The following is a 13,555-nucleotide window of genomic DNA, read 5'->3' on the forward strand; positions in this document are numbered from 1 at the left end:
CTCATATATTTTAAGCTTGTCCGATAAATTTTCAAATTTGGTCCATATATTTTAAAAGTTGGCTCATATATTTTCAAACTTGGTCCATAAATTTTTGGAACTGTCCCATATCCACATTTAACCGGGCATAAAGGCCTTCCCATGAGCAAAAATTTTTAAAAAAAGGCGTAAATTTCTTAAAAAGCTTTAATTTTTTAAAAAATAACAAGACTTTTCTTTAAAGATAGTAAAAAAGAGGAGCAAATTCGGCTATTTTTTTAAAAACTTCTTCAGATTAATAGAATTTGCAATAATTTAGCGGCATAAAAGCTGAGTTTCGAGCGCAAGCAGCCCAGCTCCAAGTGGACAACGCTTTAGCAGGGCGCTTCCGCTTTTCATAAGGAGGAAGACCGATGAACTGGCCAAAAGGTGTAACAATCAAAGAAGTTGGGCCAAGGGACGGCTTACAGAATGAAAAGGTATTCATTTCGACAGAAGATAAAATCGCATGGATCAACCAATTATCTGAGACTGGTCTAAAACATCTCGAAATTACTTCATTTGTTAATCCAAAATGGATTCCAGCCCTATCGGATGCAGTTGCTGTAACAACAGGAATCACACGGGTTCCGGGTGTTACCTATACGGCTCTTGTTCCAAATCAACAAGGTTTAGAGCGGGCCCTTGCAGCAAACATCGATGAAGTTGCAGTGTTTATGTCTGCAAGTGAAACTCATAATCTTAAAAATATTAATAAATCGATTGATAAAACCTTCCCGATCTTAAAGGAGCTAGTTCAGGATTCAATTGCTGCCGGGAAATTAACCAGAGGCTATGTTTCAACGGTGTTTGGCTGCCCGTATGAAGGCAGTGTTGATATCGAACAGGTTATTCGCGTATCTGAATCATTATTTGAAATGGGAATTGATGAACTTTCGCTTGGGGATACCATCGGTGTGGCAAATCCAAAGCAGGTCGAGCAAGTTCTAGAGGTACTATTGCAACGTTTTCCGACCGAAAAAATAGCGATGCACTTCCATGATACGCGCGGAACAGCACTAGCCAACATCCTCGTATCGTTACAGATGGGCATCACCACGTTTGATTCATCGATTGGAGGATTGGGCGGCTGTCCGTATGCACCGGGAGCGTCCGGTAATGTAGCAACTGATGATTTAATTTATATGCTTGACGGCATGGGGATTCAGACAGGGATTAATCAAGAAAAGCTATTAAACTCATCCCGTTTTATTCAAGAAAAAATTGGCAGACCATTGCCGAGCAAAAGTCTTCAAGCCGCATGCTCGGTCGTAAATCAAGACTGATAGAAGGGTTTGAAGTTAGGAGGGGAAATACATGGGAAATCCTGTGGTGGTAACAAAATCAGAACAGGGTATTGCTGTGATTACGTTAAATCGTGCCGAAGCAGCTAACGCTTTATCCGTACAAATGTTGAAAATCCTTCAGGAAACGATTAATGATATTAAATTTGATAAATCCGTTCGCTGTGTCATTATTACTGGTGCAGGTGAGAAAGCTTTTTGTGCAGGTGCCGATTTGAAAGAACGCGCAGGAATGGAACCAGTCGAAGTCCGCAAAACTGTTACTCTAATTCGCAGTAACATTAATGCGATTGAAGCATTGCCGCAGCCAGTTATAGCAGCAATTAATGGCGTTGCTTTTGGCGGTGGAACAGAGTTAGCGCTCGCATGTGACATTCGTGTTGCTTCCGAAACAGCCAAGATGGGTCTAACCGAAACAGCGCTCGGAATCATTCCAGGAGCAGGTGGGACACAGCGCCTACCGAGATTAATTGGCAAAGGCCGCGCCAAAGAGCTTATTTTTACAGCACGACGTATCGATGCATGGGAAGCGCGTGAAATAGGGTTAGTAGAATATGTAACTCCTGCTCATTCCCTACTTGATAAAGCAATGGAAATTGCGAATCAGATTGTTAAAAACGGCCCAATTGCCGTCACACAAGCTAAATTCGCGATCGATAAAGGCTATGACGTTGACCTGAATACAGGTCTATCAATTGAGCAAAACGCTTATGAAATCACGATTCCAACGAAGGATCGCTTAGAAGGTTTGCAGGCGTTTAAGGAAAAAAGACCGCCGGTATATGTTGGAGAATAATAGAATACTTTTAATAGAGGGAGGAAATAAAATGTCCGTCGATGTGAAACCCCTTCAACAAACACTTGAAGAAAGAGTAGAACAAATTAAACAGGGTGGGGCCCCTAAATATCATGAGAAAAACCAAGAACAAGGTAAATTATTTGTTCGTGACCGCTTAAAGTTATTATTTGATCCTGGTTTTGAGCTTGAGGATGCGCTATTTGCAAACTGCATAGCCAGTGATTTACCAGCCGATGGCGTTGTGACAGGAATGGGAAAAATCAATGGTCAGCTAGTATGTGTGATGGCCAATGATTCTACCATTAAAGCAGGCTCTTGGGGATCCCGCACCGTTGAAAAAATCATCCGTATTCAGGAAACAGCTGAAAAGCTTCGCGTTCCTTTACTATATCTAGTCGATTCAGCCGGGGCACGGATTACGGACCAGGTGGAAATGTTCCCAGGTCGCCGCGGTGCTGGCCGTATTTTTTACAATCAAGTTAAGTTTTCCGGCAGAGTTCCGCAAATCTGTATCTTGTTTGGACCTTCAGCAGCTGGCGGTGCCTATATTCCTGCATTTTGTGACATCGTGATCATGGTGGACAAAAATGCTTCTATGTATCTTGGCTCACCACGTATGGCCGAAATGGTTATTGGTGAAAAGGTTACTTTGGAAGAAATGGGCGGAGCGCGCATGCACTGCTCCGTATCCGGTTGTGGCGATGTTCTTGCGAAAAATGAAGAAGAAGCGATTGCGTTAGCTCGAAATTATCTTTCTTACTTCCCAGCCAACTTCTCAGAAAAGCCGCCAGTTAGAGAAGCGGTAGCACCAAAACAATTAAAGAAAACGTTAGAAGAGATTATCCCAACCAATCAAAATTCTGCTTTTAATATGATGGATTTAATCAATGGCATCATTGATGAGGGCTCATTCTTTGAAATCAAAAAACTATTTGCAGGTGAACTGATTACGGGTCTTGCCCGCATGGATGGCAAGCCTGTCGGAATCGTTGCCAACCAACCACGCGTAAAAGGTGGCGTACTGTTCCATGATACGGCTGACAAAGCAGCGAAATTTATCAACCTTTGTGATGCCTTCCATATTCCGTTATTGTTCCTAGTTGATGTTCCTGGATTCATGATTGGTACGGCTGTAGAGCGTGCAGGAATCATTCGCCACGGTGCGAAAATGATTTCGGCGATGTCAGAAGCAAGTGTACCGAAAATCTCTGTCATCGTTCGTAAGGCATACGGTGCAGGTCTTTATGCAATGGCCGGCCCGGCGTTCGAACCAGATGCGTGTCTCGCATTGCCTTCTGCTTCAATTGCGGTAATGGGCCCGGAAGCTGCAGTTAACGCAGTATACGCAAATAAAATTGCCGCATTACCAGAAGAAGAGCGAGCAGCCTTCATCGCTGAAAAACGTGAAGAGTACAAAGAGGATATCGATATTTACCGCCTTGCTTCTGAAATGGTGATCGATGGAATCATTCCGGCAAACTCATTGCGCGACGAGTTAATCAATCGCTTTGAAGCATACTCATCCAAATACTTAATCTTCTCTGAACGCAAACACCCGGTGTATCCGGTTTAATATTTTAGTTTTAAAAAGGAGGCTTGTCCTGTGAAAAAAGGTAAAATAGTAGATTCATTTGCTGAAGCAGTTCGAGATATTCAAGACGGTGCAACGCTAATCGTAGGCGGATTTGGCCTATGCGGAATTCCTGAAAAATTGATTCTGGCATTGCAAGACCAAGGAACTAAGGACTTAACCGTTGTCAGCAACAACTGTGGCGTCGATGATTGGGGCCTAGGCTTGCTCCTCGCTAACAAGCAAATTAAGAAAATGGTTTCCTCCTATGTGGGCGAAAACAAAATCTTTGAACAACAGTTTTTAAGTGGCGAGCTTGAGGTAGAACTTGTTCCACAAGGTACGCTTGCTGAACGAATTCGTGCTGGCGGCGCTGGAATCCCTGGTTTCTATACAGCAACAGGTGTCGGCACCCCAATCGCTGAAGGCAAAGAACATAAAGAATTCAACGGAAGAACGTATTTATTAGAAGAGGGCATCGTCGGCGATTTTGCTTTAGTGAAAGCATGGAAAGCAGATCCGCTAGGAAATCTTGTGTTCCGTAAAACAGCTCGTAACTTCAACCCAATGGCAGCTACTGCAGGTAAAATCACAATTGCTGAAGTTGAGGAAATTGTTGGAGTCGGGGAACTAGATCCGGATGAAATTCATACTCCAGGAATTTATGTACAGCGTGTTCTTTTGGGGACAAACTACGAAAAGCGTATTGAGAGACGCACGGTTGTGCAGGCTTAATTGATTAGAGAAAGCGAAAAAATATTGGTAAAGACGAGGAGAGAGTTTATGAAGGACACCAGACAAATCATCGTCAAGCGTGCGGTTCAGGAAATTCAAGACGGAATGAATGTGAATCTAGGAATTGGAATCCCAACACTCATTGCCAACGAGATTCCTAGAGATTATAATGTACTGCTTCAATCAGAAAATGGCTTACTAGGGATTGGACCATATCCCTTTGCCGGACAAGAAGACCCAGATTTAATTAACGCAGGAAAAGAAACCGTTACGGCTGTTCCGAGTGCTTCTTATTTTGACAGTGCCGAATCATTTGCGATGATTCGCGGCGGCCATATCGATCTGGCAATTTTGGGTGGAATGGAGGTTTCCGAATCCGGTGACCTCGCGAACTGGATGATTCCAGGGAAAATGGTTAAAGGAATGGGCGGTGCCATGGATTTAGTAAACGGAGCGAAACGCGTCGTGGTCATCATGGAACATGTCAACAAACATGGCGAATCCAAAGTGAAGAAGGAGTGCACACTTCCACTTACTGGTAAGGGAGTGGTACATCGCCTAATTACTGATTTAGCAGTATTTGATTTCACTCCAGAAGGAATGGTTCTTGTAGAAACTCAAGAAGGCGTGACGGTGGAGGAAGTTATTGAGAAGACTGAGGCTAGTTTTAGAGTTGCAGTTGAGTCATAAGTTTAATATTAATAATGGGCTGTCTCCTGAATGAATTAAGGGGCAGCCTTTTTTGATTCCGGCAGTTTTTAGGGGGAGTTTCGGTTTTTTCTAAAAATAATGCTAATTTTTGCCCTGAATTTTTGAAAATGCCCCGATTTTTTGCTTCGTTTTTAACTTAGCGGTTATTTTTCCACTAAAAATTCCTCTATTTTTATAAAAAAAAGAGAAAATGTCAAAAAAAATGCCCACCAAAAAGAGTTTATGCCCTTTGAATTGTGTATATGGTACAAGTAAAAAAATATATGGTCCAACTTTAAAATTATATGGACCAACTTTTAAAATTATATGGACCAACTTTAAAATTTTATCGGACAAGTTTAAAAAAATATGAGACAAGTTTTAACTATATGGTACAAAATTAGGCACATATGCTCCCATATAATTATATTTGCCCATATTGGCGTTTAACCTAATCCTCTGATCCTAGCCACTTTAACTTATTAACCCGTACAACTCAGGCCCAGCATCTTTTTCTTTCAATAGAGAAAATGCCCCCAAAATAGGATATACTGTTCATGTATACAAAAGTGGAATACACGTAGACATGGGAGGATCAGAACAAATGTTACCCGATTTTTCAGAAGCATATATCGAGCGTTGCGATAAAGAATCCGAAGAGGTATTGGCTGTTGAAAATGCAGCTTTTCTAGACCAGCCAATCGACTATTTTAACAAGCACAAAAATGAGTTTATGTTCTTGGAATCAAGTTTGTTTGAAGGCATCAACGTTGATGCTGTATCGTTTGAAGTTGATGATGTATTTGGTACATATGATGTATTGTTGGGATTAAAACTTCAGAAGAAATTCCAATCAAACATTAATGAATTTCTTCAACATAATTTACACGGCGAAGAAGTAAAATTCAGTTTAATGTTTAATCAAGATGACGGTCTTTGGGATTTGAATTTGCCGTTTAATTACGTTGAAGGATTTACTGAACAAATGTCGATCGGTGAAGCCTATACAGTAATTTTTAACTTTTTGAAGGCGTTAGTTGAATCAGTAAAGGAACAGTAAAAGTGAGCAAATATTCCTGTTAAACTGGGATATTTGCTTCTTTTGTTATTCAGCTGCCAAACAACTAAACCTTACTCACTGAATAATGCCATATACCTCCGACAAAATCCTTCTCCACTTTCCCTTGACTCTCTAAATAATCCAAATGTCCGATTATTTCTGACATCACCAGTGAAAATTGCCCATCATATCGTTTTTTATGATAGATAAGGGCAAGCGCGTTTCCGGTGGAAATTCCTGATTCAATTAACTCGAGTATGCGTCGGGATTTTTCCTCAATTCCGGTTAATCTCTTGTTAATAAGCTCACCTGGATTGTGAATCAAAGAACCATGACCTGAAAATGCTACATCTGCATTAAGCTTCAATACCTTATTAAGTGAATCAATATGTTGAACTAATGTAGGCATTCTTTGTCCTTCAGAGCCCGGTTCGACTAGCGCATTTACAGCAATATGTTCGATCAATAAATCACCAACGAAAAGCCAGTTATTATTTTTTTGATAAAAGGAGAGCTGGTCTGGAGCATGACCGGGAACCGGGATGACGTCAAAGTTCAATAATGTAGGATCAACGATTTCAGTAATATCTGCAACTACGGCATTGTGTTTATTTTTTTGAATCGCAGACTTTAAATACGTGATTTGCTTTTCGCCACTTTCCCCACAGCCCATTTCCCGATAAAGCTTGGCGTAAAAATCCGCTCTCATTTCTAGGAAGGATTGGTCTCTTTTCAAACGGAGAATGGATAGGGGAGAGGCATAAACGGGGATGGGATGCTCTGTGATTATTCTGTTCACCAACCCAACGTGGTCATTATGATGATGAGTCAGGATAATTTCGGTTAAGTCTCGTAAACTGAACCCGTTGTCTCCCAGCGTTTTAATCAGAGCATCCCAACACTCATTATTATTCCAGCCGGCATCAATTAACGAAAGCGACTGTCCATGCTTAATGAGATAGAAATTTATACTCTTTAATCCTGATTGATCTGGAACGATTATCGGAATAACCTCCACACCATTTGTCTTCAGATCCATTAAACTGACACCTCAATCTTTCCTATTGAAAAAAGGGTGACCATTAAGACCAACGGTCACCCTTACCCATTTCTATTTCCCGAGCATCTTATCCAAGTGGGCAATGATTGCCTCACGGTTCCCTGAAATTTTCTCCTCGCGAGCTTGGTCTTTTTGAATTTTGTCAATGGCTTTTGTGTATACCTCTTGCTCGATGGCTTGTGGAATGACTACAACTCCATCCGCATCCCCAACAATAATATCGCCAGGATTGACGGCTTGTCCACCGCATGAAATAGGAACATTAATTTCACCAACACCCGCTTTACCGCTAGCGGCGACGGTTGTTCCTTTTGAAAAAACAGGGAAGTTTAGTTCTTTGATCCCGATAATATCACGAATTACTCCGTCTACAACAATGGCGCCAACACCCATCGTTTGTGCCATTCCAACCACGAAATCTCCTGCCATGGCCCGATATTGGTCACCTTTAGCATCGATAATAATGATATCGCCAGGTTTTGCATGGCGGATGGCTTTTTGTACAGCCAAGTTATCCCCAACGGCAGTTTTTACTGTTAAGGCTCGTCCAGCAAACTTGTATTCTTCTTTTAAAGGCTTAATCGCAGGATCTAAATTATTCAATCCATCCATTGCATCGGAAATAGCAGTAGTAGGAATACCTTGAAATTTTATTACTAGTTCGTCCATTTTTCAATCTCCTTACCATATGTAATTTGCACTTATACAATTATACATCTATTCTAAAAAATTGAAAATTATGAAAAAACTATAAACTTCTATAAGAAAAATGAATGACCTCATAAAAAGATTAACGGGCACTATGAACGCAAACTATTTTTAGGGGGTATTTAACGGATTATCTCGCTAAAAAATCATCCTTCCATATGATATAATGAGGATTAACGTCATCGTGAAGGAGCTAGCCAATTGAATATAAAGTTAACTCATAAACTCATTCAAGAAATGTGCGGTACAGTCTCCTTCAAACGAGGAGACTCTTTTTATCTTGCCAATAAAGTCATCATTGAAAAATATAGTCCTAATGTTTGTAACGCAACGGTAGTTGGAACAGAGAATTTTCACGTTTCGATTGAAACCGATACAAAAGGAAATCTTCGCACGAAATGCAGCTGTCCTAAGCTTGCTTCCTTTCAAAAGGATTGCCAGCATATTGCGGCGGTTTTAATATCGATATACGAACATCAGCGTCGAGAAACGCTTCAAATAAGTACGGAAACACTTCCGCCTTCATCCAATCAAGACTTATCAGAAGGTTTATTGACACTTTTTAATAATCAGCCGAAGCGTTCCAGTGGGCAGCAACTCCACTTTGAAAATAGGCAAGTGCTTGAGGCTGAATTTATTTGTAAACCTGTACCAATCAAACCTGGGCAGAATATGCTTGGGATTGAACTCAAAGTCGGTGATGCAAAGGTAATGAACATCCGGGATTTTCTGAAGGATATTGCAAAAGGGAAGCCCAGTATGTGTTCGATTACCTTCACCTTCGATCCGGGCCTATATTGCTTTCAAAAAGAATCGTATACTGTCATTCAGCAGCTTATCGAAGTGGTTCATGATGAAAAGGTGTTTAAAAATTCACTTCCGGATCGTTCTGACTATCGATTCCATAACCAAAACGATCTGTTACTGATCCCGCCAACTTCATGGGAATCACTTATCCCTCATTTGTTAAGAACACCTTTGGTGACGTTAGAGTGTGATGGAAAAATCTATAAGGGCCTTAACCTCTCGAGAGAATCATTGCCCCTACAGTTTGATTTTACTAAAACGATGGGGGGGACAGACTATCTCCTCAAGATTAAAGGGTTGGATCAAATTATTGTCCTGAATTCGTATCAATCTGTCATATATAAAGGGAAATTCATTCAGCTTGAAAAAGAGGACAGTGAGCGACTTGCCGATCTTATCAAGCTACTCGATGCTTCTGGGACGAATCAAATTCCAATTCGACACGAACAAAAAGACTTTTTTCTTGAAAAAGTAGTGCCGGGATTGAAAAAACTAGGGAATGTTCAATTATCGGGAGAAATAACAACTCTTCTACCAAAGACACCGTTAATCCCAAAGTTATATTTGGATCGTGTTAAAAATCGCCTGCTTGCGGGCCTTGAGTTTCACTATGAAAATATTGTGATTAATCCACTGGAGAATCGGGAACTTTGGACAAACACTGTACTAGTTAGAGATCTCGAGAAAGAGGATGAAATTCTGGAGTTGATGGAGGATAGCTCATTTGCCAAGACTGACGGCGGTTACCTTTTGCATAATGAAGAGCTGGAGTACGAGTTTTTGTACCATGTTGTTCCTAAACTGCAAAAGCTCGTTCAAATTTACGCAACTACCGCAGTTAGAAACCGAATTTTCAAAGGAAATCAACCTCCGCAAATAAGGATTAAGGTCAAGAAAGAGCGGACAAATTGGCTTGAGTTTAAATTCGAAATGGATGGCATCCCTGAAAAACAAATTCGTGATGTTCTTTCGGCTCTTGAAGAAAAGCGAAAGTTTTATCGTCTGCGGAATGGATCCTTGCTATCGTTAGAGACAAGAGAGTTTGAAGCTATTAAACGGTTTCTGAATGAACAACCGATCCAGGCTGAAGATTTGGAAAGTGGTTTGAATATGCCGATTGTCAGTGGGCTCCGTTTTTTAGATTTTGTTGAGGATCAAAATGTTTTAAAAATAGAGGATTCGTTTCGGCAATTTCTCGAAAAGCTCCGGAACCCTGACAGCTTGGAATTTGAAGTTCCAAAACGCTTAGATTCTATATTGCGAGACTATCAAAAGCAAGGCTATAAATGGATGAAAAGTCTTGCCAGCTATGGATTTGGAGGAATTCTTGCTGACAGTATGGGGCTGGGAAAAACATTGCAGAGTATAGCGTTTATCTTGTCTGTGCATTCTGATATTCGTAAACGGAAGCTCCCGGTTCTAATCGTTTGTCCGTCTTCCCTTACCTATAATTGGCTAAGTGAATTGATGAAATTTACTCCAGAAATCGAAGCATTGGTAATCGATGGGAAACAGGCTGAGAGGCTGGAACTGCAAAAGGCCATACAGGATGTGGATGTAGTCATTACATCTTATCCGTTATTGCGGAGGGATATCAATTGGTTTAAGAAACAAGCGTTCCACACAGTCTTTTTTGATGAGGCTCAAGCCTTTAAAAACCCTGTAACCCAAACAGCTCGAGCCGTTAAAAAAATAAAAGCAGAGCATCGCTTTGCGCTTACTGGAACACCGGTTGAGAACTCGCTTGAGGAGCTATGGTCGATTTTTCATGTTGTCTTTCCCGAGCTTTTCCAAGGACTAAAGGAATACAGTCATCTTTCAAAGGAAGCCATCGCCCGACGAACTCGTCCATTTTTGCTGCGCAGACAGAAAGAGGATGTTTTAAGAGAACTCCCAGAAAAAATGGAGTCAATGGAAACGGTAGACTTGCTCCCTGACCAAAAGAAGCTTTATGCAGCTTACTTGGTCAAGCTGAAGCATGATACATTAAAGCATTTGGACAAGGACACGATGCGGAAAAATCGAATTAAAATTCTTGCTGGATTAACCCGTTTACGCCAAATTTGCTGTCATCCAGCGTTGTTTGTGGATGGCTACCAGGGTCGATCAGCGAAATTTGAACAGCTTCTGCAAATATTAAAAGAATCAAAGCTTTCGGGGAGAAGGGTGTTAATATTTTCGCAATTCACGAAGATGCTTGCACTCATTGGCAGGGAGCTGTCCGTGCAGGGAGAATCGTTCTTCTACCTTGATGGCCAAACTCCATCAGCGGAACGACTGGAAATATGCAATCGATTTAATGCAGGGGAACGGGATTTATTCCTCATATCGTTGAAAGCTGGAGGGACAGGGCTCAATTTAACCGGAGCCGATACGGTGATTCTATACGATATTTGGTGGAATCCGGCTGTTGAAGAGCAAGCAGCAGACAGAGCCCATCGGATTGGCCAGGAAAATGTCGTCCAAGTAATCAAACTGGTTGCCAAGGGAACAATTGAAGAAAAAATGAACGAGCTGCAACAGAAAAAGAGACATTTGATTGAAGCAATCATCGAATCAGATGGAAAAACATCCTCAACTCTTACAGACGAGGATATCCGCGAATTATTAATGATATAAGTCAATCCATTCACAGTCACTTATTGATCTACATAAGTGACGTTTTTTACATAATTAGCTAAGTTTAATAAAGTATAATTAGGATTAATTCTAACAAGACAGAGGAAGAGGAAAACTATGAAATTGAAGTATTTACATATTTACTTTTACTCGATGCTACTGTTCATTCTAATCGTTACCGGTTGTTCTGCAAAAGAACAAAGTAAAAAGCCTAATGAGAATAAAACGGTTGAGTTAACCGTTTCAGCCGCTGCAAGTTTACAAAATGCACTAAATGAAATTAAGGACGATTTTGAAAAAGAACACTCTAATGTGAAAGTAATTTATAACTTTGGAGCATCAGGCGCTCTTCAGCAACAAATTTCTCAGGGTGCCCCAGTAGATCTCTTTTTCTCCGCTGCAGAGGATAAATTTGATCAATTAGTGCAAGATGGATACATTGACAAGAAACAAGGAACCGATCTTGTTGGGAATAAACTTGTCCTTGTCGTTCCAACGGATTCGAATAAAGGTATTCAAACATTCAAAGACCTTACCAAGGCAGAGAAAATTGCGATTGGGACACCTGAGTCTGTCCCGGCAGGAGAGTATGCTAAACAATCTTTAGAAAATATGAATATCTGGAATACTGTTGAAGGAAACATGGTTTACGCTAAGGATGTACGTCAGGTGCTAACCTATGTAGAAACAGGCAATGTGGACGCGGGTATTGTATACAAAACAGATGCGTTAATCTCATCAAAAGTAAAGATTGTTTCAACCGCTGAGGAAAACACTCATACTCAGATTGTGTATCCAGTGGGTGTCGTAAAAAAGAGCTCCCATTTGGAAGAAGCCCAATTATTCTACGATTATCTTCATAATCAAAAATCTCAAAAGGTTTTTGAACAGTATGGATTTATCGGTTTAGACTAGGTACCAATGCAAATAAACACCGAATGCTATTGGCACTCGGTGTTTGCTTGTATAATGGCATTTTGAATTGCGGAGAAAAACTCGTTTGGCTCGTCAATATTTAATAATACTCGATCGACTGTTCTTTTAAATCCGTACATTAATTCCACTCTCAACGGTTCTTTTAAATCGATTTCAAACATTGGTTTCTCCATAAAAAAGTCAACCGGACGTGCGTCAAATATATTTTTTGCTTCCTGACGTGATATTTTTTCTGGACCAGCGTATGTTCTTATTTCTTTGATTTGAGAAAGAGGAATCTCCATGTTTTTTGAAAATCCCACCTGTAAATATAAAACCTTGTCATTAATTGTACCAACTTTTTCTATTTATAAAAACTGTTTTTATTAATACTTCTTTTTTGCGTATAAAAATAATACAATTTATAATATAATTAAGTGGGAATATTCTAAATTTTATAAAAACATTGAGAATTTTTTGTTTTGGAGTTAGTTGAAATCGCTTACAAGGTGAGTGCATGACAACGAGGAAATTTCTAGCAACAAATAATTTATTAAGGGGGTTTTTATTATTAATCAACGTGAACTTGAAGAGATTCTGAATACAAACCCAGCTGTCATGGGAGCTGCTATCGTTGGCTTACCTGATGCAGTGCTTGGTGAAATTTCCTGTGCATGTGTAAAATTAAAGCCGAATTATTATGTGAATAGCGATACACTGATTGATTTTATTAAAACAAGAGCTGCCGACAATAAGGTGCCAGATAAAGTGATTATTGTTGATCAGTTTCCTATGACTGCGAGCGGGAAAATACGGAAAGTCTCACTGCAACAGCAATTAATGCAACTACTTAAGGCGGAATAATGGTAAACAATTTGTAAGATGTTGATCCCACTTTAACAAAGTGGGATTTATTTCTTTTAAGCGAAGTTCTCTGCTAGATTATAGGATTAGAATTATTTTAATATACGGATAAAAGGCCCAAACTCACGGATAAGAAGCCCAAATCTACGGATAGTGGGCTGAAATCCACGGATTAGAGGGACAAATACACGGATTAGAAGCTGAAATCCACGGATTAGGAGCTGTAATCCACGGATAGAAGTCCTGAATCGAAAGAAAGAAGACTGAAAGACGAACATTTGTTTGTTCGCGCTCATGCCAATAAAATAAGTTCAAAATTAATATTTATGCAAAATTCTGAAAAATAAACTATAATAGATGTAATCTTTTATAACAAGAGAAAAAATACTGAACTTTAGATATTGGA

General features: G+C 40.1%; 12 protein-coding genes. 9 read left to right on the top strand and 3 right to left on the bottom strand.

Features of this window, described 5'->3' with window-relative positions; translation table 11 throughout:
• The first annotated feature begins 392 nt into the window (after positions 1-392).
• The 6 genes from ACI48O_RS04310 to ACI48O_RS04335 all read left to right on the top strand — a co-directional run bounded on the left by ACI48O_RS04310 (position 393) and on the right by ACI48O_RS04335 (position 6,176).
• Positions 393-1,304, top strand: coding sequence for a hydroxymethylglutaryl-CoA lyase (locus ACI48O_RS04310; protein ID WP_435560500.1), 912 nt, complete (start codon positions 393-395; stop codon positions 1,302-1,304).
• 31 nt (positions 1,305-1,335) lie between these two features.
• On the top strand, positions 1,336-2,118 hold the full coding sequence (locus ACI48O_RS04315; protein WP_435560501.1) for an enoyl-CoA hydratase: 783 nt from the start codon (positions 1,336-1,338) through the stop codon (positions 2,116-2,118).
• A gap of 31 nt (positions 2,119-2,149) precedes the next feature.
• Positions 2,150-3,694: an acyl-CoA carboxylase subunit beta gene (locus ACI48O_RS04320; protein ID WP_435560502.1), complete on the top strand. Its 1,545-nt coding sequence runs from the start codon at positions 2,150-2,152 to the stop codon at positions 3,692-3,694.
• A 30-nt stretch (positions 3,695-3,724) separates the two neighbouring features.
• Positions 3,725-4,426, top strand: a complete 702-nt coding sequence (locus tag ACI48O_RS04325; protein ID WP_435560503.1) for a CoA transferase subunit A — start codon at positions 3,725-3,727, stop codon at positions 4,424-4,426.
• 48 nt (positions 4,427-4,474) lie between these two features.
• Entirely contained in the window at positions 4,475-5,116 is a 642-nt protein-coding gene (locus ACI48O_RS04330) for a CoA transferase subunit B (RefSeq protein WP_435560504.1), read from the top strand.
• A gap of 604 nt (positions 5,117-5,720) precedes the next feature.
• The gene (locus ACI48O_RS04335; protein WP_435560505.1) at positions 5,721-6,176 is read left to right on the top strand and encodes a branched-chain amino acid aminotransferase; all 456 of its coding nucleotides are present in this window, start codon (positions 5,721-5,723) and stop codon (positions 6,174-6,176) included.
• Positions 6,177-6,240: 64 nt separating this feature from the next.
• Here ACI48O_RS04335 and ACI48O_RS04340 read toward each other — a convergent pair whose 3' ends face one another.
• Positions 6,241-7,215, bottom strand: coding sequence for an MBL fold metallo-hydrolase (locus ACI48O_RS04340; RefSeq protein ID WP_435560506.1), 975 nt, complete (start codon positions 7,213-7,215; stop codon positions 6,241-6,243).
• 72 nt (positions 7,216-7,287) lie between these two features.
• The gene (locus ACI48O_RS04345) at positions 7,288-7,905 is read right to left on the bottom strand and encodes an RraA family protein (RefSeq protein WP_435560507.1); all 618 of its coding nucleotides are present in this window, start codon (positions 7,903-7,905) and stop codon (positions 7,288-7,290) included.
• 240 nt (positions 7,906-8,145) lie between these two features.
• Here ACI48O_RS04345 and ACI48O_RS04350 point away from each other — a divergent pair, with 240 nt between their 5' ends.
• Positions 8,146-11,370, top strand: a complete 3,225-nt coding sequence (locus ACI48O_RS04350) for a DEAD/DEAH box helicase (RefSeq protein WP_435560508.1) — start codon at positions 8,146-8,148, stop codon at positions 11,368-11,370.
• Between the two features lie 117 nt (positions 11,371-11,487).
• Positions 11,488-12,285, top strand: coding sequence for a molybdate ABC transporter substrate-binding protein (gene modA / locus ACI48O_RS04355; protein WP_435560509.1), 798 nt, complete (start codon positions 11,488-11,490; stop codon positions 12,283-12,285).
• A gap of 26 nt (positions 12,286-12,311) precedes the next feature.
• On the opposite strand, the gene ACI48O_RS04360 is transcribed toward modA, so the two are convergent.
• Positions 12,312-12,590, bottom strand: coding sequence for a hypothetical protein (locus tag ACI48O_RS04360; RefSeq protein ID WP_435560510.1), 279 nt, complete (start codon positions 12,588-12,590; stop codon positions 12,312-12,314).
• A 289-nt stretch (positions 12,591-12,879) separates the two neighbouring features.
• Here ACI48O_RS04360 and ACI48O_RS04365 point away from each other — a divergent pair, with 289 nt between their 5' ends.
• A complete protein-coding gene (locus ACI48O_RS04365; RefSeq protein ID WP_435560734.1) occupies positions 12,880-13,149 on the top strand; it encodes an AMP-binding enzyme in 270 nt (89 codons plus the stop codon).
• Positions 13,150-13,555 lie beyond the last annotated feature (406 nt).

It is taken from the genome of Neobacillus terrisolis, from assembly GCF_051233475.1.
GTDB lineage: Bacteria > Bacillota > Bacilli > Bacillales > Cytobacillaceae > Bacillus_BU.